This is a genomic window from Burkholderia stagnalis, assembly GCF_039848545.1.
In the GTDB taxonomy this organism is placed as follows: domain Bacteria; phylum Pseudomonadota; class Gammaproteobacteria; order Burkholderiales; family Burkholderiaceae; genus Burkholderia; species Burkholderia stagnalis.
This window is the reverse complement of sequence record NZ_CP156685.1, coordinates 1,909,243-1,931,607: the sequence shown is the minus strand read 5'-3', so window position 1 is coordinate 1,931,607 and position 22,365 is coordinate 1,909,243. Positions and strand designations below refer to the sequence as shown.

The following is a 22,365-nucleotide window of genomic DNA, read 5'->3' as shown; positions in this document are numbered from 1 at the left end:
CACCCGCTCGCCGCGTCACGCGCTGATCGCCTGCGGGACGCCCAGCACGCTCTTCAGCGCAGGCGTCACGCCGGGGAAGCCGCGCCCTTCCGGCGTCATCCGGTAAGCCGCGAGCCACGCTTCCGCATGTGCGCCCATCGGCCGCACGACGTTCTGGAACAGGATCGGGTCGATCGCGGTCTTGAAATCGTTGTCGGCGACGAACTGCAGCATCCGCCGGCCGCTCTCGGCCATCTTGGCGCGCTGCGACGGCTCGGCCACCCCGCCGAGGTAGCGGTTCGACACGATCTCGACGACATCCCACTTGGTGTTCGCGTCGAACGCCTTCTTGATGTCCGGCGAATCCAGCAGCTTCAGCACCTGGATCAGGTAGTGCCCCGTCTCCATCGCCAGCGCGAAGATGTTGCCGTAGGTCGAGCGGTCCAGCGCGTAACGCAGGTCGAGGCCGATGCGCTGGATCGTGCCGACGCTGCCGAACGGCCGCTGGTCGATCAGCTGGCCGCCGCGGATCACCTCGCCGATCAGCAGATCGCGGAAGTACTGGCCGATCGCGACCATGAAGCCGACCATCTGCCGATGGAAGTTGCGGTTGACGATCGCGCCGGCCGGCGCCTGCGCGTTGCCGTAGCTGAACGCGCGGCGATAGGCGATCATCCGGTCGGCCTTCTTGTAGCGGATCGGCTGCCACTTCTCGAGCAGGTACAGGCCGCGCGCGCCGGGGCCGCGCTGGATCCGCATCTTGCCGAGCCGGAACAGGCGCAGCAGCGTCTCCACCACCTCGAAGATCTTCATCCGCTCGTGCTGGTAGATGTAGTACAGCTCGGCCGCGGCATGCAGCTGGCTCGGCACGATCGAATCGTCGAAATCCGGCTGCAGCGACGGATAGGCGATCTTGTCGAAGCCCACCTCACCCTGCGGGCCGAGGCCCAGCAGATCGAAGAAGCCGGCGTCGCCGCCGCCGTTCGGCTTGCCCAGCAGTTCGCCGAAACGCTGTTCGAACTGGTTGGAGAACGCTTCCCGCTGATCGGGCGGCATGCTCGCGAGCTGCTCCTGCAGGAACGTGTCCCACAGGCGCTGGATCGTCTCGTTGGTCTGAAAGTTCATGGCCTACTCCTGTGAGCGAAGTCGATGCGCGGAACGAACGACGGGCGTGGTGCGGCGTGCCGCCATCAAGCGCCGCTCTCGCCGTTGGGGCTTTGCCGCGGCCGCGACCGCCGCCGGCCGTTCACCACCTCGACATCGGTGCGGCCAGTGCCACCCTGCGCCGGTGACGGCAGTTGCGCGTTCTGCCCCGTCACCTCGGCATGGATGCGGGAGATATCGTCCCAGGAGGTTTCGGCGTCGCGCGGAATGCGCAGGTCACCCAGCCGATTCAGCCGATCGACGTGCATGCCTTCGTCCACGAGCCACAGGCCGCCATGCTGGAAGGCCGCGAGCACGCCGAGACCGGCGACGTCGAGACCCTCTTGCGCGTTCGAGCCTCCCACGGTCTTCTCCATCCCGCCGAAGACCTGGCCGATCGGCACGCAGCCGGAGGCCATCTGCTCGACGATCGGCCGCCAGTTTTCGTCGGTCTGCGCCTGCAGCATCAACTCGTGGCGCAGCCTCGCGCGCGCCGGAAGCGGCACGGTCAGGCCCGCGTCCTCGACGTTCGGGTACCGTGGCGCCACGTCGTGCCAGCCTTCGGCGGAACCGGGATCCCAGTAGGCCGCGAAGCGGCTGTGGTGATGCTTGCCCGCCTTCTGCGGGATCAGCAGTGCCTGCAGGTCGTTCAGTTGCTGGTCGACGCTCAGCGATTGACCGGCGTCCCGCGCGTTGTCGTCGAATGAACCGAGATAGGACAACGCGTCGACGTCCAGGGCCTGGGTCGAGGCTGCGGGCCTCGCCCAGCTCTGCGGGTAATGCGCCGCGAAGATCAGCACGCCGCAGGCCGCCGCCCGCAATTCGGGATCCCCGAAATCCTTGTCCCCGATCGCGTACAGGTCGATCGCGCGATCGATATCGAACAGGATCCGGTCGAGCACGATCTGCGCCTTGACCACGTTGTCGCTGCACATGCAGCGCGTCAGGCAGTCGATCGTCGACGCGAACTGGCCGCGCCGGTTGACCAGCTCGATCAGGCGGTTCTCCGCGGCGGTCAGTTGCGTCGAGCCGTACAGCCCGTACAGCAGCACCGTCGGCCGCGAGATCCGCAGCAGGCGGAATCCGCCGGAGTTGTTGAAGCCGTCGATGAAGAGCTGCAGCGCCTCCTGGAACCCGGCCAGCGCCGGCGACTGCGGATGTACCGCGTGCAGCGTGATCTGCACGAAGCGCTGGAAGCGGTTCAGCGGCGCCCACGCAGTCGCGCCCACGCGCCGCATGCCGCTCGTCGAGCCGCCGCCGGCCGCCTGCACGAGATCGTCCATCGCCCGCGCCAGTTCGGCTTCCGACAGCAGCGACCGGAGTTCGAGCTGGCCGCGCTCCTCGAGCACGCTGTAGAGCTGCCGGTACGCGTCGAGGCCGCGCGGCCAGGTGCTCTGGTTCAACGATTCCTGCGCGCCGCCGGACAGGTTGCGCAGCGCCACCAGCACCGCGTCGCGGCGCGCCTGCAGCTCGGAGTACGGCACCTGCAGCAGATAGCGGCCGCCCGCGAAGCCGTTGTTCGCGAGCGATTCGCCCATCAGCACCAGCAGCACCGCGCAGACTTCGTCCAGGCTCTGCGCGAGATTGCGGTAGTCCTCGTTGAGCTCCGGCGTCAGCGCGCCGATCAGCCGCGCGAGGCGCGCATATTCGCCGAGCTGGCGGCGCATCGCGAACGCGCGGTCGCGGCTGTATGCGTCGAGCCCCTGCTGCGCGGCGCTCACGCCATCGTCGATCAGGTCGTTGATCGCCGACTGCCACCCTTCCAGCTCGGGACGAATGTCCTTCGCGAGATTGCTGGACAGCAGCTCGGCCAGATCCTGGTCGACGTCGCCGCGCGCCTGGTCGAGATCGAGGCGGGTGGCGGTCGGGGCCGCCGCCGCGGCCGGCAGCGACGGCGTGTTGAGGAACGGCAGCCCGCGCGCTTCGCCGCCGATCGCCTGCGCACGCGGATTGTTCTGGTAACGGTCGAGCAACGCGCGGGCGATCTGTGCCGGGTCGGCCGGATCGCCCACTTTCAGTTCGCGCCGGATCAGGTTGTCGAACGCGGTGCGCTGCGTGCCCGCGCTCGCCGGCGCGCTCGTCCCGCCGGACTGCGGCCAGCCGTTGTACGGAAGATTGGCGGGGATGGACATGGCGGTACCTCGCTGGAAAGGGCTGGACGGGTGTGGGTTCGATAGCTCGGCTCGTGCGGCCTCACGCGGCGATCCGCAACCGCGGCGCGCTGCGCGGCGGCGACAGGTGCGCGGTAAGCGTCGCGGTCACGCATTGCGCGAGCCGCTGCGGCGCGATGCCGCCGCCCGCGAGTGCGTAATGCGCGGCGCTGACGAGATGCCGCGGCGCGAGATCCGGCGCGCGCCCGGCGGCGAGCCGGCGCGCGCCGTCGCGAATCGCCGCCTCGTCGTCGGGGTGAAACGGGATGATGTCGACGAGCGCGCGCTGCGCGAGGTTGCGGCGGGTCTGGAACGCGATCTCGTCCACCACCTCGGGAATCAGGCGCGGCGCGCTCGCCATCAGCGGCGCCGGGATGCGATGGCCGGCGCGCGCGCGGTACAGGCCCTGCCAGACGCGCAGCAGCCGCGTCGCGTCGGCGCCGAAGCCGAGACGGCGCAGCATTTCGGCGAGCAGGTAGACGCGCAGGTAGGCCGTCGGATGCGCGCCGCCGGGCCGGTAGGTCATGGTCCGCGGCTGCGGATGCGCGAGGAAGTCGGCCATCCCCCACGCGGCGGCCGGCCCGCCGAGCAGGATCGCCGCCAGGTCCGCGAAGATCTCCTTGTGCCAGCGGCCGTAGATGCCGGCCAGGAGCGGATCGCGCGCGCTGCCCATGATTCGCCGCAGCACGGCCTGGCGGTTTTCCTGCCAGATGCCGAGATCGGCCTGCAGGTTGTGCGCGACCTCGTGGAGAAACACGGACTGCCAAGGTTGGTCGCGGTCCCACGGAATGCGGATCAGCGGGAACGGATTTTGCTCGCCGAGCAGGCGCGACAGCTGCACGCCGCGGCGCATCGTTGCGGGCGAGTAGCCGTGTTCCATGTAGCACACCGGCTTCAGCAGCGGGCCGTCGAAGATGCGCGGCGCGGCCTGGCGAATGGCCTGGTAGCAATCGTCGGCGATCGCGTCGTGGGCCGCCAGCGCCGGGCCGTAGCTCGTGCCGCGCTGCGCGAACACTTCGTAGAACATGCCGAACAGGCGCCGGGCCCGGTCGAGCTCCCGCTCGACCAGCGCGATATCGATCAGCACCCGCTGCGGCGCGCGCCGCTCCCACTGCCGCAAGCCGGCGAAGCGCGCGCGGATGCGCTGCTCGACCTGCGCGAGGCGCGCGTTCGCCGCGTCGAAATGACGGGCGGACGGCGCGTACGGCATGTCCTGCGGGCGCAGGCCGACGAATGCGTTGTCGATCCGCGCCAGCCGCGACAGCCGGGCCGACAGGCCGCCGATCTTCGCTTGCAGAAAGCGGTGCAGGTCCATGGCCGGCTCCGTGAGCTCCGGTGGCGGAAGGTTAGCGAACGCCGCGAATCGTGATGGTCACCGGGCCGCGCAGGCGCACGTGCCGCACGCCGCAATGCGGGCACGCGCCGGCGGCCGCACCCGGCAGACGCCGCCCGGCGGTGGCCGCCACGCGGCGCGCCACGGGCGCGATCGCGCGTGCGACCGTCCGCGCGCCCTGGCCGCGCGGCGTCGCGCGGCGCGCGGCCGGCACCAGCGGCCGCGCCAGCCGGCGGATCGCCTGCGGCCGGCGCGCGACCTGCTGCGCGACCCGCCGCACGATCTGCGCCGCCGCGCGCGGCGCCACGCGCTGGCGCTGCACGATGCGCCGCGTCGCACGTACCGCGCGGGCGACGGCGCGAGCGGCCGGCGGCCCCTGCCGCCGCGTCGCCGTGCGCACCGCCCGGGCGACGCCGTGCACCGCCGCGCGCCGGACCTGCGGCGCGCTGCGCGCCAGCGCCGGCACCGCGCGCCGCACCAGCATGCCGGCGAGCACCGGCGCCGCCGCGTCGATGCCATCCTCGTCGAGGCCGTCGACCATCTCGTCGAACACCTCGAACTCGTCGGCGCCGTCGGCCAGCAGGCGGCCGGCAACGTTGGCGATCCGGCCGATCAACTGCGCCTGCGGCAGCGGGATCATGTTCGCGACCGGCGCGATCGCACGCGCGGCCGTGCCGATGCCGCGCCCGACGGTGCGCGCGACGCGCGCGAGCCGCCGGAAGAACTCGTCGCCGTCGGCCGCGTCGAGCGCATCGGCGACGGCGTCCTCCATCGCGTCGAACTCGTCGGCGCCGTCCCACTCGTCGGCCGCGTCGAACTCGTCGCCTTCGTCGGCCTCGTCCGCGAATTCGAATCCGTCGCCTTCATCGTATTCGTCGAACCCGGCGCCGCCGCCGCCCGCGAGACCGGCGACCACGTTGCCGATGCCGCCGAGCACCCGGCCGAGGAACTCGTCATCGCCCTCGTCGCCGTAGTCGCCTTCGTCGAAGCCGTCTTCGTCGAACTCGTCGTAGGCTTGCGTCGAAGCGCCGGCCGGACCTTCCGCGGCTTCGTACATGAGGTCGTCCATCACATCCGTTTCGAATCGGTCCATGGTGTGCTCCTTTCAGCGCCAAGAGTCAGTGGGAGGTGATCGTCAGCGTGACCGGGCCGCCGAGTTGAAACGTGCGGCTCCGGCCGACGCGGGCGCTCCGCGTGCCGCGCCCGATATCCGTGGAGCGCGCGAGCGGTCTCGGGGCGCGCGGCGGAACCGCGCGACGGATCAGGCGCGGATTCTGCGCAAGCCGCCGGGCGGCCTGCGGCAGCCCGCGGCGCACCAGCCGCACGGCCTGCGGGGCCGGCAACTGACGTTGCGCGACGGCCGCGGCGGAATGCGCGAGACGCGGCAACGCACGCATCGCGTGCGGCGCGCGCGATCGCGCCAGTTCGCGCGCCGCCGATGCGACACCCCGCACCAGCGCGCGGCGCGCGGCCGCCGACAGCTGCGCGGCATTGCGAAAGCCGAGCCCGCGCGCGGCCGCGCGAGCCGCGAGGCCGATGATCGGCGGCAAGGCTTCGTCGACGCCGTCTTCGAGATAGAGATCCGCGAGCGCATCGAACGCGTCGTCCGCGCCGTCGCCGCGGCTCAGCAACTGGCTGATCTGCCCGAACAGGCCCTGCGCGCCGCCCGCCATCTGGCCGAACGAGCCGGCCGCTTGCCGGGTCTGCCGTGCGGCGCGGCCGACGCGTTGCGCGACCTGCCCGACGCGGCCGAGCGTGTCGGCCGCGCCCGGCGCGCCGGCGACCCGCGCCAGGCGCGCAAGGGCCTCGGCCGCCGGCGAAACGGCGTTCGCGACGTCATTGATCCGGCCCGCGACGGCGCCCGTGCGCCGCGCGATCGCGCCGGCCTGCCCTGCCGCACCGGCGGCCCGGCCCATTCCGCGGCCGATCACGCCTGCCGCGCGACCGATGCCGCCCAGCAATCGTCCGACGAATTCATCGTCGTCTGCCGCGTCGAGGCCATCGGCCAGCTCTTCTTCGAATGCGTTCCAGAGCGCCATGTCGTCGACGTCGTCACCTTCGTCGAACGATGCCGCATCCGCGTCGTCCTCCAGCGCGTCGACGGCGAAGTCGTCGCCTTCGTCGAACTGCTCGTCGCCGAACGCATCGTCGGCGCTCTGTTCGTCGAAGTGCTCGAACGCGCCCGTCTCGTCGCTCAGGTCGGCTTCGTCCGCCACGTCGCCATCGAATGGTTCGTTCATTGCCTTTCTCCGCGATCGATCCGCAACAGCAGGAATGCCGGCATGCGCCGCCGGCGACGCACGGCCGACCGACAACGTTGACCCAACTCTAGTGGAACGGCCTCGTCTGCAAATCGCCCGATCGGGCCGATTCGATCGCGCTCGCCGCGTCGCGCTGCCCCGTGCGAACGCGCGTATTAAGGCGACAGCGAACAAGCGCGTGCGAACGCTCGCCATTCATCGGCTTAACCCATATGGGGTAGCGCGTTTGGGGCGCGTCGCCGAGCTTGAATTTCATCTGACCTTGTGCCACAAAAGAGAGGTCGCAGCCGCGACGGACGGATGCATCGCAGCAGGGAAGCACGCCGCGCGTTAAAGGGTTCCATCGACGGGAGGTCGACGGGCAACGGCACGGCGACGAGCGGAGCGCTTGCGCTCGCGCATCGATCAGGATTACAAACTCAGGAGACTGTGCTGCGCCTCCCGCGTGGGAGTGTCCACAACGCAGATCAAGTAACGAGCGCAGCACTTCACGGGTTCCGCATGGCCATGCGGCGGGCCCGGCCAACCATGTTGGGGGACCCTTCCGTGCCGGTATCTCAACCCGATGACGAGCGGTTGCCTGACCCGAGCATGTTCTGGATCGATCGGTCGGCGGCCGACCCGCCGCGGCCGTTGCCGCGCCCGTTCATCGGCCGTGAGATCGGCGAGGTGGAACTCGCGGGACGCAAGTGCCGCGTGCTGCTCGCCGACGGCGCCGAGGCGTTCGATTGCGACCTCGACCCTGCGCATCGCGCGCGAACGGCTGGTGCCGACGATGAGATCGTGCGCTTCGAGTTCGAGGGGCACCGCTATGTGCTGGTTGCCGAGGCGCGTCGACGCCGCGAAGTCGCGCCGGTTGTCGACCCGGCAGCCGGCATCGATATCGGCAGGCTGCTGAGCAGCCGCGAGATGCAGGTGGTGCAGTTGGTGTGTATGGGTTTTCTGACCAAGCAGATCGCCGATCGGCTGCATATCAGCGAATTCACGGTGCGGTCGTATTTGAAGACGATCTACGCGAAGCTGGGGGTGCGATCGCGCGCCGCGCTGGTGTTCCGGTTCATGAAGACCTTCAATGCGGATGCGGGGACGCGGGAGTGAGAATGAAAAAAACCCGCGAAGCGAGGGGCTGTCGCGGGTTTTTTGCGTCTTCCGGGGGAAGCCGGAATGACAGATGGTGCGTGAGGCCGGACTCGAACCGGCACACCCTTGCGGGCGTCAGGACCTAAACCTGGTGCGTCTACCAATTTCGCCACTCACGCGAATGAAGTGTCCCGCCGCTGGCGCGGCAAAGATCCGGCGCGTCGCCGATACAAAAACCGGCACGCCCGATCAGGCGAGCGCGAGATTCTACCCGATCCGCGCGGCGTTGTCTGCCCTGATCGGCGGCGTTCGCGCGCCGATGCTAGAATCCCGCGCTTGACGCGTCCGGCGGTGCGCCACCGCGCGCACCCCAATACCGCTCCCCCGACACGATTCCGCACGTGAATTTCGACGACTACTGTCAGCAGAAGGCCGCGCCCGCCGGCTCCAGCGTCTACTACGCGTTGCGGCAGGCGCCGTTTGCCGTCCAGCCGCGCCTCACCGCCCTCTTCGCGCTGCGCCGCGAACTCGAGGAAACCGTCAAGGAAACCAGCGATCCGACCGTCGGCCACACCAAGCTCGCGTGGTGGCACAAGGAGCTCGCGGCGCTGGCCGCCGGCACGCCGTCGCATCCGGTGACCAAGGCGCTCGCGCAGCACCATCCGGCGATCGCGGCCGAGCACGATGCGCTGCGCGCGCTCGTCAGCGGCTACGGGATGGATCTCGAACAGGCGCGCTACCTCGACTTCGCGAACCTGCGGCGCTACATCGCGCAGGTGGGCGGCGGCTTCGCGTCGCTCGTCGCGCGCGCAAGCGCCGCGCGCCCCGCCGAGCCGCAGCCGTGGGCCGACGAGGTCGGCCACGGGCTGATGCTCGCGCAATTCGTGCAGGAACTCGGCAACGATGCGCGGCACGGCCGCATCTATCTGCCGATCGACGAGCTGCAACGCTACAACGTGACGGCCGCGGACCTGCTGAACCGTCGCTACAGCCCGGCGTTCACCGAACTGCTGCAATTCCAGACCCAACGCGCCCGCGACGCGCTCGCCGCCGCAGACACGGCGATCCCCGCCGCCGAGCGCCGTGTGCAGCGCACGCTGCGCGCGCAGCTCGCGCTCGCCGGCGCACTGCTCGACGAGATCGAGCGCGACGGCTATCAGGTGCTGCACCAGCGCATCGCGCTGACACCGATCCGCAAGCTGTGGATCGCGTGGCGCGCCGCACGCAGGCGCTGAAGCGCCGTCACGCCCTTAACAGCGGCAGCGGCTCGAAGCGCTGCTGCAGCACGCGGGTCGCGTCGAGCCCCCACCACGGGCCGAGCACGGTCGCGTAGAGCTGGCGGAAATCGACCGCAACCGGCAGGTTGCCGTTGCCGTCGAGCTGCCCGAGCGCGGGCGGCGCACCGTACAGCCCGCCCGCCACGCGCCCGCCCATCACGAAATGCGGCGCGGCCGTGCCGTGGTCGGTGCCGTTGCTCTGGTTCTCGCGCACGCGCCGCCCGAATTCCGCATACGTCATCACGAGCGTCTCGTTCCAGCGCCCGAGCTCGATCAGCGCATCGCGCATCGCGCTCATCCCTTCCGCGAACTGCTTGAGCAGCGCGGCCTGCTGGCCCGGCTGGTTCTGGTGCGTGTCGAAGCCGTTGAGCGTGAGCCGCAGCACCGCGACCCCGTCCTGCGCCCCCGCGCCCGACGCCTCGCACGCGGCCAGCACCTGCATCGCGGTCTTCACCGAGGTGCCGAACGCGCCGGCCGGAAACGCGGTCTTGAACGCGCGCATGCCGCCACGCGGGCGCAGCCGGTCCGCGGCCTTCACGATGTCGTTCTCGACGTCGATGATGTGCGCGAGCGCCGGATTCTGCTCGCGCAGCGACGACGGTTCGGCGAGCCGCGCGGCGCGGATGAATTGCGCCGGATTCACGAGTGCGATCGCACGCGCGCCGTTGGCGAGCGGCCCCATCTCGGCGCTGCCGAGCACGACGCCGTCCGCCGCGAAGCCGGCGGGCACGGGCGCCTGCGCGAACGTGCGCGTGAGCCAGCCTTCGTGCAGGTATTGATCGGAGCGCGACGCGGTATCCCAGATCTCGATCGAGCGGAAGTGCGACAGGTTCGGCTGCGGATAGCCGACGCCCTGCACGATCGCGACCTGCCGGTCGCGCCACAGCGGCAGCAGCGGCGCGAGCGAAGGATGCAGCCCGGTGCGTTCGTCGAGCTGCAGCACCTGGTCGCGCTTGATGCCGATGCCGCGCCGGAACTGGTAGTACAGCGGATCCGCATACGGCACGACGGTATTGAGGCCGTCGTTGCCGCCCTTCAGCTCGACCAGGATCAGCACGTTCGCATAGCCTGCCGCCTGCTTCTGCGCGGCCAGCGTCGCCGCGAGCGCGCCCGGCTGCCAGAGCGACACGCCCGCGGTCGCGGTGGCGCCGGTGAGCGCGAGGAAATCACGTCGGTTCATCGTGCGTCCTTTGCCGGCCGCGTCGCATGCGTGCATGCCGCGCCGGCGTCTCGGTTCGAGTTCATTTCAATTGATAGGCCGGATCCATCAGCAGCGCCTCGAGATATGCGCTGCCGGTCGACCCGGTGTCGATCGCCGCGACGGGCGGCACCGGCAGCACCGCGTGCTGCAGCTGAAGCTCGGTGGATAGCCCCGCGGCCGCCTGCGGCCGCACGCGGTATTGCGCGAGCCAGCGTTCGAGATCGAAGCGCAGGCCGCCGCGCCCGGGTTTCGGCGGCGCGCCGCGCGGCATGCCGACGTTCATCGTCGCCATCTCGCGGGCACTTCCGTTGACTGCCGCAGGCCGCATGCCGGCCGTCTCGGTCGCGCGAAACAGCTGCTCGACGAACTGCTTGCGCGCAAGCAGCGTCGTGCTGTTGATCCACGCCGCGCCGCCCGGCCAACCTTTCACGTTCGGCGGATAGAACAGGTTCTGCCCGAGCGTGCGCACGGTGTTCGCGAGCATCTGCGGGTCGCCGTAGCCGACGTCGAACAGCCGCACCGTCCCGACCACGAACTCCGCCGGCGACTTGACCAGCACGCCGCGATTGCGCGGATCCCAGAACGCGTCGGTCGACCACAGCGCGCCGAGCGCCGCGCGAATCTCGTAGCCGCTCGCGCGAAAGCGTTCGGCGACCGTCTCCAGCTCGCCCGCGTCCGGCGTATCGGACACGAACTCGCGCCACAGCCTGGCCGCGATGAAACGCGCGGCCTGCGGTTGCTTCAGCAGGATGTCGAGGAAGCCGTCGCCGTCGAAGGCGCCGGTCTCGCCGAGAATCGTCTTGTCACCGGCATCGTGCCACTCCGGCCGCGCCACGAAGCGCAATGTGTCGGGATCGATCGTCCAGCCCGTCATCGCACGCGCGGCCTCGGTCACGTCGCGCTGCGTGTAATGCCCTTCGCCGAGCGTGAACAGCTCCATCACCTCGCGCGCGAAGTTCTCGTTCGGACGCCCCTTGCGATTGCTCGCGCCGTCGAGGTACTGAAGCATCGCCGGATCCTTCGCGACCGCGTGCAGCAGCGTGCCGAAATTGCCGAGCGCCTCGCGGCGCAGCAGCGCGTTCTGCGCGGCCATCGTCTGCGGAAACGGCACCTTGTCCTGCCCCGACGTGAAGTGCCCGTGCCAGAACAGCGTCATGCGCTCGGTCAGCGGCGACGGCGTCGCGACCATCTCGTTGATCCACGCCGCGCGCAATCCGTCGTAACGCTGGTTGCGCAGCCGCTGCGCGTCGCGCCGCTGGTCCGGCGCCTGCGCCTGGCGTTCGGCGCGCGTCGGCGGCAGTTCGCCGAGCCAGTCGGGCCACGTCGTAATGGGCTCGTGCCGCACGTTGCCGAGCACCTCGGCAACCGCCTGCGCGCGCGTCATGCCGACGAGGCGCGCGACGTCGGCGGGCGCCGGCGTGAAACCGGTGCGGCTCAGGAAGAACTGCGCGTCGTCGGCCTCGAGAGGCGTCTGCATCGCAGGCGGCAGCGACGGTGCGGTGTTCGCTCGACTCATGGTCTTGGGCTCCCGGAATGCGCGGTGCGCGCATGTGCCCATTCAACGGCATCCGGCGAACGAAAGTTGACTGGAAAATTGCTACGGAATCTTTCCGTACGGTGCGCGGGATCAGCGCTTGTACAGCTCGCGGACGGCGTCCTCGATGTGCTGGCGCAGCAGGTGGCGCTCCTCGGGCGTCATGTGCCCGTCGCGGCGGCGCTGTTCGAGATCGGGAGGCACGGCGGAGCGGGCGACGGTATCGGCGCGATCGTCCTGCTGCGGCGCCTTGCCGCGCGGCAGCTTGCGCGACGACGCCCCCTGCTCGGGGCGCTGCGCATATGCGAAGTTCGACGCATACGGACCGGCAAGCGCGATCGTCAGCATCAGTGCAATCCGGGCAGATCGCATGACCGTCCTCGCTTCTTTGGTCGATTTGTTCCCTTCGTCACGCGGCAACCGGCTACCTCTGGTACTTGAAAAACCCTGCGGAAATCGGGTGTGCAAACCATGAAAGATTAAGTGCAGGGAGTATCCACCGAATTTCGGCTAAGAGTAAAGGAATCTCTATAGCCTGCCTTTACTCCGTACCACACCACGGGTAAATTTTGTAACTGACTGTAACGTGCCAAAATACCCGGCCGTGCGCCATTTCCCATTCGCGATAAGATGCCGCTCATGGAAACGAAAAACCCCTCCAAGATTCTCGTCGTCGACGACGACCCGCGCCTGCGCGATCTGCTGCGCCGCTACCTCGGCGAGCAGGGCTTCAACGTGTACGTCGCGGAGAACGCGACCGCGATGAACAAGCTCTGGGTGCGCGAGCGCTTCGACCTGCTCGTGCTCGACCTGATGCTGCCCGGCGAGGATGGCCTGTCGATCTGCCGCCGCCTGCGCGGCAGCAACGATCGCACGCCGATCATCATGCTGACGGCCAAGGGCGAGGATGTCGACCGCATCGTCGGCCTCGAGATGGGCGCCGACGACTACCTGCCGAAGCCGTTCAACCCGCGCGAGCTGGTTGCACGCATCCACGCGGTGCTGCGCCGCCAGGCGCCGGCCGAGCTGCCGGGCGCGCCGTCGGAAACGACGGAGGTGTTCGAATTCGGCGAGTTCTCGCTGAACCTCGCAACGCGCACGCTGACGAAGTCCGGCCAGGAGATTCCGCTGACCACCGGCGAATTCTCGGTGCTGAAGGTATTCGCGCGTCACCCGCGCCAGCCGCTGTCGCGCGAAAAGCTGATGGAACTCGCGCGCGGCCGTGAATACGAAGTGTTCGACCGCAGCCTCGACGTGCAGATCTCGCGCCTGCGCAAGCTGATCGAACCGGATCCGGGCAGCCCGCGCTTCATCCAGACCGTCTGGGGCCTCGGCTACGTGTTCATCCCGGACGGCGCCGCCTGACCTCCCCTCCTTCCGGTTTCGCCCGCCCCACGGCCCGTCCCATGCGTATCGACCGGCGCCTTGTGCAGCTCGCCTTCGGCGGGCTGTTCTGGCGCACCTTCCTGCTGATCGCGCTGCTGATCTCGTTCAGTCTCGCCGCGTGGTTCCAGAGCTTTCGTGTGATCGAACGCGAGCCGCGCGCGCAGCGCGTCGCGCTGCAGCTCGTCGCGATCGTGAAGCTCACGCGCACCGCGCTGCTCTACTCCGATCCCGACCTGCGCCGCGCGCTGCTGCAGGATCTCGAGAGCAACGAAGGCGTGCGCGTGTATCCGCGCGAAAAGACCGACAAGTTCAAGCTGCAGCCCGACGAATCGCTGAACCGGCTGATCGAGCACGACATTCGCAGCCGCCTCGGCGACGACACCGTGATCGCGCAGTCGGTCAACGACATTCCCGGCGTGTGGATCAGCTTCAAGATCGACGACGACGACTACTGGGTCGCGCTCGACCGCGACCAGCTCGACACCGTCACGGGCCTGCAATGGGCCGGCTGGGGCCTGTTCGCGCTCGCGCTGTCGCTGTTCGGCTCCGCGTTCATCACGAGCCTCGTGAATCGGCCGTTCACGCGGCTCGCGCTCGCCGCGCGCCAGGTCGGTTCGGGCCAGGCGCCCGAGCCGCTGCCCGAGCGCGGCATGGGCGTGGCCGCGGACACCAACCGCAGCTTCAACCAGATGGTGCGCGACCTCGAGCAGCTCGAGGCCGACCGTGCACTGATGCTCGCGGGCATCTCGCACGACCTGCGCACGCCGCTCGCGCGGCTGCGCCTCGAAACCGAGATGAGCCCGTCCGACCAGGCGACCAAGGATGCGATGGTCGACGACATCGAGCAGATGGACCGCATCATCGCCGCGTTCATCGACTACGCGCGCCCGACCCAGCGCAAGCCCGAGCCGGTCGACCTGTCGACGATCGTGCAGGAAGTCGCCGCGCGCATCGCGGGCGAGGACGGCGTGCAGATCCAGACGCGGCTCGCGCCCACCGCCGTCATCGAGGCCGACGAAACCGACATGCGCCGGGTGATCGGCAACCTCGTCGAGAACGCCCGCAAGTACGGGCAGAGCCGGCAGGACGGCGTCGCGCGCATCGTGCTCGAGACACGCGTGTCGCACACGCGCGTCGAGCTGTCGGTCAGCGACGAAGGCCCCGGTATCCCGGAAGACCAGCTGCCGCTCGTGATGCGGCCGTTCTACCGCGTCGATACCGCCCGCACCAAGGCGGACGGCACGGGCCTCGGGATGGCGATCGTGCAGCGCCTCGTCGGCCGCTATCGCGGCGCGTTGCGCCTGCGCAACCGCAGCCCGGAACCCGGGCTCGAAGTCACGCTCGAATTCCCCGGCGGCAAGGCGCGTGCGACGGCATGACGCGCCCGCATGCGTCGCATGCGCCCCACACTATCGAGGCGGTAGAAAAAATCTATGGCACTCGTTAGTCAAAATCTATTGAAGCACTTAATCAATAGTGTTATAGTCCGACCCATGCTGTCACATCACCGTTGCAGCACCGAGGTAGCTTGACTCAAGTCTTCTTCCCAACTCATACAGGAGTAACCGCATGAAAACCGTTGGCGATAAACTCGAAGCTTTCACCGTCGTGGCCGCGAAGCCGGGCTTCAACAACCACGAGGAAAACGGTCAGTCGGCATTCGAGACCGTCACCGAGGCGTCGTTCCCGGGCAAGTGGAAGATCATCTACTTCTACCCGAAGGACTTCACGTTCGTCTGCCCGACGGAAATCGTCGAGTTCGCGAAGCTGACGAAGCAGTTCGAAGAGCGCGATGCCGTCCTGCTGGGCGGCAGCTCGGACAACGAATTCGTCAAGCTCGCATGGCGCCGTGAGCACAAGGACCTCGACAAGCTGAACCACTACTCGTTCGGCGACGTCAAGGGCGAGCTGATCGACCAGCTCGGCGTGCGCGACAAGGAAGCCGGCGTGGCCCTGCGCGCAACGTTCATCGTCGATCCGGACAACACGATCCAGCACGTTTCGGTGAACAACCTGAACGTCGGCCGCAGCCCGGCAGAAGTCCTGCGTATTCTGGACGGCCTGCAAACGGACGAACTGTGCCCGTGCAACCGTGCAGTCGGCGGCGCAACGCTGTAAGCGCATCGATGCACGAAGCCCGCAGCGCACTTGCTGCCTGCGGGCTTTTTTAACGGCCAACCCATAGGAGATATCAATGGAATTCATCGACTCGATTAAGGCACGTATCCCCGACTACGCGAAGGACATTCGCCTGAACCTCGACGGCACGATCTCGCGCTCGTCGCTCGAAGGCAACGACGCGGTCGGCGTCGCGCTCGCGGCGGCAGTGGCAGCGAAGAGCACGGTGCTCGTGAAGACGATCCGCGAGGCCGGTGTGCTGTCGCCCGAAGAGACGAACGCCGCGCTGACGGCGGCCGCGCTGATGGGGATGAACAATACCTGGTATCCGTATGTCGAGATGGCCGACGACGCCGACCTGAAGACGCAGCGCGCCGAGCTGCGGATGGGGGCATACGCGTCGCACGGCGGCGTCGACAAGCGCCGCTTCGAGATGTACGCGCTCGCCGCGTCGATCGTCGGCAAGTGCCACTTCTGCGTGAAGTCGCACTATGCGCTGCTGAAGAACGAGCAAGGCATGACCGTCACGCAGCTGCGCGACGTCGGCCGCATCGCGTCGGTGATCAACGCCGCCGCGCAGGTGATCGCCGCCGAAGGCGAATAAGCGGCTGCCGGCCCTCGATCCGGCCACCCGCCCAAGAAAAATGCCACGCAACCGCGTGGCATTTTTTCGTTTCGGCGGGGCGCGCCACTTGCCGCGAACGCGTCCCGCGACGGCGCGGCGTCAGCCGGCCTGCTTCACCAGCAGCGCGGCAGCCTGCGCCTCGATGCCTTCGCCGCGGCCGAGGTAGCCGAGCTTCTCGTTGGTCTTCGCCTTCACGTTCACGCGGTCGAGCGGCAGGCCGAGATCCTCGGCGATGTGCGCGCGCATGCCTTCGATGTGCGGCGCGAGCTTCGGCGCCTGTGCGATCACGGTGCTGTCGACGTTCTGGATCACGAAGCCCGCGGCCTTCACGCGCGCCGCGCATTCGCGCAGCAGCACGCGGCTGTCCGCGCCCTTGAAGGCGGCGTCGGTGTCGGAGAAATGGCGGCCGATGTCGCCGAGCGCCGCCGCGCCGAACAGCGCGTCGGTGACCGCGTGCAGCAGCACGTCCGCGTCCGAGTGGCCGAGCAGGCCGCGCTCGTACGGAATCGTCACGCCGCCGATGATGAGGGGCCGCCCGGGGACGAGCTGGTGCACGTCGTAGCCTTGTCCGATTCTGAAGTCCATGCGTGTTCCGATTGAGATTGAGTGGGGGTCAGTTGGATTGGGGGCCGCGCGCGAGGATCGCCTCCGCGAGCGCGAAATCTTCCGGGTACGTGACCTTGAAGTTGCGCAGGCTGCCCTGCACGACGCGCGGCGTGTGGCCGGCCCATTCGATCGCGCTCGCCTCGTCGGTCAGGTCGTGCCCTTCCCGCTGCGCGCTCAGGATCGCGTCGCGCAGCATGCCGATGCGGAACATCTGCGGCGTCTGCGCCTGCCACAGCGCGTCGCGCGACTCCGTGCGGGCGATCGCGTCGCCGCCGGCCGGCACGCGCTTCAGCGTATCCGCGACCGGCAGCGCGACGATGCCGCCCACCGGGTCGTCCTTCAGCGCCGCGACCAGCGTGCGGATCAGCTCCGGCGTGATGCCCGGGCGCGCGGCGTCGTGCACGAGCACCCAGTCCTGGTCGGTCGCGCCGAATTCGGTCAGCGCCAGCAGGCCATTGAGCACCGACGCCTGGCGCGACGCGCCGCCGCAGCGGCGCACCGCGAAGCGCAGGCCGGCGAAGCGGCGGGCGTCGAAATGGGTGTCGTCCGGCGCGAGGACGACGAGCGTCTGCGCGAATTCGCTGCACGCGTCGAACGCGGCGAGCGTGTAATGCAGGAGCGCGCGCCCGGCGAGCGTGCGGTATTGCTTCGGCACGGCCGAGCCGGAACGGCTGCCCGTGCCGGCGCAGGGAATCAGGGCGAAGAGTCGGGGAGTCACGAAATGAAACGCCGGAAAGGTGAAATCGAGAAGCGGATTTTATAATAGGTCTTTCGATCCGACCGGCGCACCGCGATGCGCCTGCGCACGCCACTCCTGCCGTCCCTATGCCAGACAACGCTTCCAACCCGCCCGCCTCGCCCGTCGCGCGCGTCAAGCCCGGCCAGCGCTTCGCCTTCGACGGCGCGCACGGCTGCGCCGATGCGCTCGCCATCGCCCGCTACCTTGCCGACAACCGCCACGACGTGCCGCTGCTCGCGGTGATCTGCGCGAACGCAGTCGACGCGCAGCGCCTCGCGCAGGAAATCGGCTATTTCTCCCCCGACGCGCGCGTGCGCCTGCTGCCGGACTGGGAAACGCTGCCGTACGACACGTTCTCGCCGCACCAGGACCTCGTGTCAGAGCGTCTCGCGACGCTGCACGACCTCGGCGAGGGCCGCTGCGACATCCTGCTCGTGCCCGCGACCACCGCGCTGTACCGGATGCCGCCCGCGTCCTTCATGGCCGCCTACACGTTCGCGTTCGCGCAGGGCGAGCGGCTCGACGAGGCGAAGCTGAAGGCGCAGCTGACGCTCGCCGGCTACGAGCACGTGAGCCAGGTCGTGCGGCCCGGCGAATACTGCGTGCGCGGCTCGCTGATCGACCTGTTCCCGATGGGCTCGCCGCTGCCGTACCGGATCGACCTGTTCGACGACCAGGTCGACTCGATCCGCGCGTTCGACCCGGACACGCAGCGCAGCCTGTACCCGGTGCGCGACGTGCGCCTGCTGCCGGGCCGCGAATTCCCGTTCGACGAGGCCGCGCGCACCGCGTTCCGCAGCCGCTGGCGCGAGACCTTCGAGGGCGACCCGAGCCGCGCGCCGATCTACAAGGACATCGGCAACGGCGTGCCGTCGGCCGGCATCGAGTATTACCTGCCGCTGTTCTTCGACGAGACGGCCACGCTGTTCCACTACCTGCCGCAGGATGCGCACCTCGTGTTCGCGGGCGACCTCGACACGTCGATCCGCCGCTTCACCGCCGACACGAAGCAGCGCCACGCGTTCCTGTCGCACGACCGCGAACGGCCGATCCTCGAGCCGCAGCGGCTGTTCCTGTCCGACGAGGATTTCTTCGCGTTCGCGAAGCCGTTCGCGCGCGTCGTGCTGCCCGCGCAGCCGGCGGGCGGCTGGGCGACCGGCCTGCCCGAACTCACCGTCGACCGCCACGCCGACGATCCGCTCGCCGCGCTGCGCACGTTCGTCGAGACGTCGGGCAAGCGCGTGCTGCTGACCGTCGAATCGGCGGGCCGCCGCGAGACGATCCTGCAACTGCTCGCCGAGCATCACCTGCGGCCCGCGTCGAACGATCACTTCGCCGGCTGGCTCGCGAGCGACGAGCGCTTCGCGCTCGGCGTCGCGCCGCTGTCCAGCGGCTTCGCGGTGCCCGGCGAAGGCTACGCGATCGTCACCGAGACCGAACTGTACGGCGCGCTCGGCCGCCGCGCGGGGCGCCGCCGCCAGGAACAGGCGAGCAACGTCGACGCGATGGTGCGCGACCTGTCGGAGCTGAAGGTCGGCGATCCGGTGGTGCACGCGCAGCACGGCATCGGCCGCTACATGGGCCTCGTGTCGATGGACCTCGGCGAAGGCGAGACGGAATTCCTGCATCTCGAATACGCGGGCGAGAGCAAGCTCTACGTGCCGGTCGCGCAGCTGCACGTGATCTCGCGCTACAGCGGCGCCGATCCGGACAGCGCGCCGCTGCATGCGCTCGGCTCGGGCCAGTGGGAGCGCGCGAAGCGCAAGGCCGCGCAGCAGATCCGCGACACGGCCGCCGAGCTGCTGAACCTGTACGCGCGGCGCGCGGCCCGCGAGGGCCACGCGTTCGCGCTCGAGCCGCGCGACTACGTGAAGTTCGCGGAAAGCTTCGGCTTCGAGGAAACGCCCGACCAGGCCGCCGCGATCGCGGCCGTGATCGGCGACATGACGAGCGGCAAGCCGATGGACCGCCTCGTGTGCGGCGACGTCGGTTTCGGCAAGACCGAGGTCGCGCTGCGCGCGGCCTTCATCGCGGTGATGGGCGGCAAGCAGGTCGCGCTGCTGTCGCCGACCACGCTGCTCGCCGAGCAGCACACGCAGACCTTCGCGGACCGCTTCGCCGACTGGCCGGTGCGGATCGTCGAGCTGTCGCGCTTCAAGACGGCCAAGGAAGTGAACACGGCGATCGCGCAGATCAACGAAGGCAGCGTCGACATCGTGATCGGCACGCACAAGCTGCTGTCGTCGGACGTGCAGTTCAAGCGGCTCGGCCTCGTGATCATCGACGAGGAGCACCGCTTCGGCGTGCGCCAGAAGGAAGCGCTGAAGGCGCTGCGCGCGGAGGTCGACGTGCTGACGCTGACCGCGACGCCGATCCCCCGCACGCTCGGGATGGCGCTCGAGGGCCTGCGCGACTTCTCGGTGATCGCGACCGCGCCGCAGAAGCGGCTCGCGATCAAGACCTTCGTGCGCCGCGAGGAGGAAAGCGTGATTCGCGAGGCGATGCTGCGCGAGCTGAAGCGCGGCGGCCAGGTGTACTTCCTGCACAACGAGGTCGAGACGATCGAGAACCGCAAGGCGATGCTCGAGGAACTGGTGCCCGAGGCGCGCATCGCAATCGCGCACGGCCAGATGCACGAGCGCGAGCTCGAGCGCGTGATGCGCGATTTCGTCGCGCAGCGCGCGAACGTGCTGCTGTGCACGACGATCATCGAGACCGGCATCGACGTGCCGAGCGCGAACACGATCATCATGCATCGCTCCGACAAGTTCGGCCTTGCGCAGCTCCACCAGCTGCGCGGCCGCGTCGGCCGTTCGCACCACCAGGCTTACGCGTACCTGCTCGTGCACGATCCGCAGGCGCTGACCAAGCAGGCGCAGCGCCGGCTCGAAGCGATCCAGCAGATGGAGGAACTCGGCTCGGGCTTCTATCTCGCGATGCACGACCTCGAGATCCGCGGCACCGGCGAGGTGCTCGGCGACAAGCAGTCGGGCGAGATCCACGAGATCGGCTTCCAGCTCTATACGGACATGCTGAACGACGCGGTGAAGGCGCTGAAGAACGGCAAGGAGCCCGACCTCACCGCCCCGCTCGCCGCGACGACCGAAATCAACCTGCATGCGCCCGCGATCCTGCCGGCCGACTACTGCGCGGACGTGCAGGAGCGGCTGTCGCTGTACAAGCGGCTCGCGAACTGCGAACACGGCGATGCGATCGACGGTATCCAGGAGGAACTGATCGACCGCTTCGGCAAGATGCCGCCGCAGGCGCACGCGCTGGTCGAGACGCACCGCCTGCGCCTCGCCGCGAAACCGCTCGGCATCGTGAAGATCGATGCGAGCGAGGTTGCCATCGGGCTGCAGTTCGAGCCGAACCCGCCGATCGATCCGATGCGGATCATCGAGATGGTGCAGAAGCATCGCCACATCAAGCTCGCCGGGCAGGACCGCCTGCGCATAGAGACGCGCTCGCCGGATCTCGCGATCCGCGTGTCGACGATCAAGGAGACGCTGCGCGCGCTCGGCCACTCGCCGCGGCAAGGCGCGGCCGCGGCGTCGCGTTGACGGAACCGGCGCTGCTGCGCAGGGCACGGCGCGATGCTGCACCGCATCGCGCCCCGCGAAGGCGGGCCGGGGCGTTTTTGAGTATGATTTTCCCATTCATCAGACGGAGTTGAGCCATGTCCACTCTCGACGCGACGGCGCTCGCCGCCGCCGACCAAGGCGACGCAGCGCTGGTCAGCCTGCCCTGGATCCAGCAGCTGGTGTCGATGGACACGACGAGCCGCGTGCCGAACCTCGGCCTGATCGAAACCGTGCGTGACGCGCTCGCCGCGCAAGGCATCGCGTCCGTGATCACGCACGACCCGCGCGACGGCTGGGCGAACCTGTTCGCCACCGTGCCCGCGCACGACGGCTCGACCGATGGCGGCATCGTGCTGTCCGGGCACACCGACGTCGTGCCCGTCGACGGCCAGCAGTGGGACAGCGATCCGTTCCGGCCGGAGATTCGCGACGGCCGCCTGTACGGCCGCGGCACCTGCGACATGAAGGGCTTCATCGGCGCGGCGCTCGCGCTGTTGCCCGAGATGCAGGCCGCGAAGCTCGCGAAGCCGATCCATTTCGCGCTGTCCTACGACGAGGAAATCGGCTGCGCAGGCGCGCCGCTGATGATCGCCGACCTCGTCGCGCGCGGCGTGAAGCCGTCCGGCTGCATCGTCGGCGAACCCACCAGCATGCGGCCGATCATCGCGCACAAGGGCATCAACGCGTACCGCTGCTGCGTGCGCGGCCATGCGGCGCACTCGTCGCTGACGCCGAAGGGGCTGAACGCGATCGAATACGCGGCGCGCCTGATCTGCCACATCCGCGACATCGCCGACCGGTTCCGCGCGGAAGGCCCGTTCGACGCGCTCTACGACGTGCCGTTCACGACCGCGCAGACGAGCACGATCCAGGGCGGCAACGCGATCAACACGGTGCCGGCCGAGTGCCGTTTCGATTTCGAGTTCCGCAACCTGCCGACGCTCGACCCGGAGCAGATCTTCGCGCGCATCGAGGCGTATGCGCAGGACACGCTGCTGCCGCAGATGCGCCGCGAGCATCCGAACGCCGCGATCGAGTTCTCGAAGATCGCCGCGGCGCCCGGCCTCGACGCCACCGAGCAGGCAGCCATTACGCAGCTCGTGCGGGCGCTGACGGCCGACCAGGACAAGCGCAAGGTCGCGTACGGCACCGAGGCCGGCCTGTTCGAACGGGCGGGCATTCCGAGCGTCGTGTGCGGGCCCGGCAACATCGAGCAGGCGCACAAGCCGAACGAATACGTCGAACTCGCGCAACTGGCCGCCTGCGAGCAGTTCCTGCGCAAGTTCATCCGCAGCATGTCGGTCGACGCGCACTGACGGTTGCCCGCCACGCCGGCCCGCGCGTGCGGG

18 protein-coding genes and 1 tRNA gene are annotated in these 22,365 nt (G+C 69.1%); 8 read left to right on the top strand and 11 right to left on the bottom strand.

The features are described 5' to 3' along the window. Nucleotides 1-15: 15 nt before the first annotated feature. From ABFO07_RS09085 to ABFO07_RS09065, 5 genes are all read right to left on the bottom strand, one after another. A complete protein-coding gene (locus ABFO07_RS09085) occupies nt 16-1,104 on the bottom strand; it encodes a hypothetical protein (protein WP_059567407.1) in 1,089 nt (362 codons plus the stop codon). A gap of 65 nt (nt 1,105-1,169) precedes the next feature. Beyond that, the gene (locus tag ABFO07_RS09080) at nt 1,170-3,254 is read right to left on the bottom strand and encodes a hypothetical protein (protein ID WP_347466955.1); all 2,085 of its coding nucleotides are present in this window, start codon (nt 3,252-3,254) and stop codon (nt 1,170-1,172) included. Between the two features lie 61 nt (nt 3,255-3,315). Next, a complete protein-coding gene (locus ABFO07_RS09075) occupies nt 3,316-4,587 on the bottom strand; it encodes a hypothetical protein (protein WP_059567411.1) in 1,272 nt (423 codons plus the stop codon). 31 nt (nt 4,588-4,618) lie between these two features. Further along, complete coding sequence (locus ABFO07_RS09070) at nt 4,619-5,698, bottom strand: hypothetical protein (RefSeq protein WP_059809517.1); 1,080 nt, start codon at nt 5,696-5,698, stop codon at nt 4,619-4,621. Between the two features lie 25 nt (nt 5,699-5,723). After that, nucleotides 5,724-7,061 carry a hypothetical protein gene (locus ABFO07_RS09065; protein ID WP_347466953.1) on the bottom strand — a complete coding sequence of 446 codons (1,338 nt, stop codon included), beginning with the start codon at nt 7,059-7,061 and terminating at the stop codon, nt 5,724-5,726. A 396-nt stretch (nt 7,062-7,457) separates the two neighbouring features. Between ABFO07_RS09065 and ABFO07_RS09060 the strand changes: the two genes are divergently transcribed. Continuing rightward, nucleotides 7,458-7,964: a helix-turn-helix transcriptional regulator gene (locus ABFO07_RS09060; RefSeq protein ID WP_059885123.1), complete on the top strand. Its 507-nt coding sequence runs from the start codon at nt 7,458-7,460 to the stop codon at nt 7,962-7,964. Nucleotides 7,965-8,038: 74 nt separating this feature from the next. Here ABFO07_RS09060 and ABFO07_RS09055 read toward each other — a convergent pair. After that, nucleotides 8,039-8,125, bottom strand: a tRNA-Leu gene (locus tag ABFO07_RS09055). Nucleotides 8,126-8,347: 222 nt separating this feature from the next. On the opposite strand from ABFO07_RS09055, the gene hpnD reads away from it, so the two are divergent. Next, nucleotides 8,348-9,181: a presqualene diphosphate synthase HpnD gene (gene hpnD / locus ABFO07_RS09050; protein WP_059809538.1), complete on the top strand. Its 834-nt coding sequence runs from the start codon at nt 8,348-8,350 to the stop codon at nt 9,179-9,181. A gap of 7 nt (nt 9,182-9,188) precedes the next feature. Here hpnD and ABFO07_RS09045 read toward each other — a convergent pair whose 3' ends face one another. The 3 genes from ABFO07_RS09045 to ABFO07_RS09035 all read right to left on the bottom strand — a co-directional run bounded on the left by ABFO07_RS09045 (nt 9,189) and on the right by ABFO07_RS09035 (nt 12,330). Next, on the bottom strand, nt 9,189-10,403 hold the full coding sequence (locus ABFO07_RS09045; protein WP_347466950.1) for a DUF1501 domain-containing protein: 1,215 nt from the start codon (nt 10,401-10,403) through the stop codon (nt 9,189-9,191). A gap of 61 nt (nt 10,404-10,464) precedes the next feature. Further along, complete coding sequence (locus tag ABFO07_RS09040) at nt 10,465-11,940, bottom strand: DUF1800 domain-containing protein (RefSeq protein WP_059885125.1); 1,476 nt, start codon at nt 11,938-11,940, stop codon at nt 10,465-10,467. Between the two features lie 111 nt (nt 11,941-12,051). After that, nucleotides 12,052-12,330, bottom strand: a complete 279-nt coding sequence (locus tag ABFO07_RS09035; RefSeq protein WP_059565533.1) for a hypothetical protein — start codon at nt 12,328-12,330, stop codon at nt 12,052-12,054. A gap of 258 nt (nt 12,331-12,588) precedes the next feature. Between ABFO07_RS09035 and ompR the strand changes: the two genes are divergently transcribed. From ompR to ABFO07_RS09010, 4 genes are all read left to right on the top strand, one after another. Further along, complete coding sequence (gene ompR, locus ABFO07_RS09025; protein ID WP_004192636.1) at nt 12,589-13,323, top strand: osmolarity response regulator transcription factor OmpR; 735 nt, start codon at nt 12,589-12,591, stop codon at nt 13,321-13,323. A 41-nt stretch (nt 13,324-13,364) separates the two neighbouring features. Continuing rightward, nucleotides 13,365-14,723, top strand: coding sequence for an ATP-binding protein (locus tag ABFO07_RS09020; protein WP_059565535.1), 1,359 nt, complete (start codon nt 13,365-13,367; stop codon nt 14,721-14,723). Between the two features lie 190 nt (nt 14,724-14,913). Continuing rightward, complete coding sequence (locus ABFO07_RS09015; RefSeq protein ID WP_059565537.1) at nt 14,914-15,462, top strand: peroxiredoxin; 549 nt, start codon at nt 14,914-14,916, stop codon at nt 15,460-15,462. Nucleotides 15,463-15,538: 76 nt separating this feature from the next. Continuing rightward, entirely contained in the window at nt 15,539-16,066 is a 528-nt protein-coding gene (locus tag ABFO07_RS09010; RefSeq protein WP_006764102.1) for a carboxymuconolactone decarboxylase family protein, read from the top strand. Between the two features lie 120 nt (nt 16,067-16,186). Here ABFO07_RS09010 and ispF read toward each other — a convergent pair whose 3' ends face one another. Both ispF and ispD read right to left on the bottom strand, forming a co-directional pair. Then, nucleotides 16,187-16,672 (bottom strand): 2-C-methyl-D-erythritol 2,4-cyclodiphosphate synthase, encoded by a 486-nt coding sequence (gene ispF, locus ABFO07_RS09005; RefSeq protein WP_059885127.1) that lies wholly within the window; start codon nt 16,670-16,672, stop codon nt 16,187-16,189. Between the two features lie 28 nt (nt 16,673-16,700). Then, nucleotides 16,701-17,411, bottom strand: coding sequence for a 2-C-methyl-D-erythritol 4-phosphate cytidylyltransferase (gene ispD, locus ABFO07_RS09000; RefSeq protein ID WP_059565541.1), 711 nt, complete (start codon nt 17,409-17,411; stop codon nt 16,701-16,703). A gap of 107 nt (nt 17,412-17,518) precedes the next feature. Between ispD and mfd the strand changes: the two genes are divergently transcribed. After that, nucleotides 17,519-20,995, top strand: a complete 3,477-nt coding sequence (gene mfd, locus ABFO07_RS08995; protein ID WP_060149913.1) for a transcription-repair coupling factor — start codon at nt 17,519-17,521, stop codon at nt 20,993-20,995. A 116-nt stretch (nt 20,996-21,111) separates the two neighbouring features. Then, entirely contained in the window at nt 21,112-22,332 is a 1,221-nt protein-coding gene (argE, locus tag ABFO07_RS08990; RefSeq protein WP_059890569.1) for an acetylornithine deacetylase, read from the top strand. Nucleotides 22,333-22,365: the final 33 nt, after the last annotated feature.

Coding starts and splice junctions, on each gene's coding strand:
- ABFO07_RS09085 (WP_059567407.1), bottom strand. CDS start 1,104: ATGAACTTTCAGACCAACGAGACGATCCAGCGCCTGTGGGACACGTTC.
- ABFO07_RS09080 (WP_347466955.1), bottom strand. CDS start 3,254: ATGTCCATCCCCGCCAATCTTCCGTACAACGGCTGGCCGCAGTCCGGC.
- ABFO07_RS09075 (WP_059567411.1), bottom strand. CDS start 4,587: ATGGACCTGCACCGCTTTCTGCAAGCGAAGATCGGCGGCCTGTCGGCC.
- ABFO07_RS09070 (WP_059809517.1), bottom strand. CDS start 5,698: ATGGACCGATTCGAAACGGATGTGATGGACGACCTCATGTACGAAGCC.
- ABFO07_RS09065 (WP_347466953.1), bottom strand. CDS start 7,061: ATGGCGAGCGTTCGCACGCGCTTGTTCGCTGTCGCCTTAATACGCGCG.
- ABFO07_RS09060 (WP_059885123.1), top strand. CDS start 7,458: ATGTTCTGGATCGATCGGTCGGCGGCCGACCCGCCGCGGCCGTTGCCG.
- ABFO07_RS09045 (WP_347466950.1), bottom strand. CDS start 10,403: ATGAACCGACGTGATTTCCTCGCGCTCACCGGCGCCACCGCGACCGCG.
- ABFO07_RS09040 (WP_059885125.1), bottom strand. CDS start 11,940: ATGAGTCGAGCGAACACCGCACCGTCGCTGCCGCCTGCGATGCAGACG.
- ABFO07_RS09035 (WP_059565533.1), bottom strand. CDS start 12,330: ATGCGATCTGCCCGGATTGCACTGATGCTGACGATCGCGCTTGCCGGT.
- ompR (WP_004192636.1), top strand. CDS start 12,589: ATGCCGCTCATGGAAACGAAAAACCCCTCCAAGATTCTCGTCGTCGAC.
- ABFO07_RS09020 (WP_059565535.1), top strand. CDS start 13,365: ATGCGTATCGACCGGCGCCTTGTGCAGCTCGCCTTCGGCGGGCTGTTC.
- ABFO07_RS09015 (WP_059565537.1), top strand. CDS start 14,914: ATGAAAACCGTTGGCGATAAACTCGAAGCTTTCACCGTCGTGGCCGCG.
- ABFO07_RS09010 (WP_006764102.1), top strand. CDS start 15,539: ATGGAATTCATCGACTCGATTAAGGCACGTATCCCCGACTACGCGAAG.
- ispF (WP_059885127.1), bottom strand. CDS start 16,672: ATGGACTTCAGAATCGGACAAGGCTACGACGTGCACCAGCTCGTCCCC.
- mfd (WP_060149913.1), top strand. CDS start 17,519: ATGCCAGACAACGCTTCCAACCCGCCCGCCTCGCCCGTCGCGCGCGTC.
- argE (WP_059890569.1), top strand. CDS start 21,112: ATGTCCACTCTCGACGCGACGGCGCTCGCCGCCGCCGACCAAGGCGAC.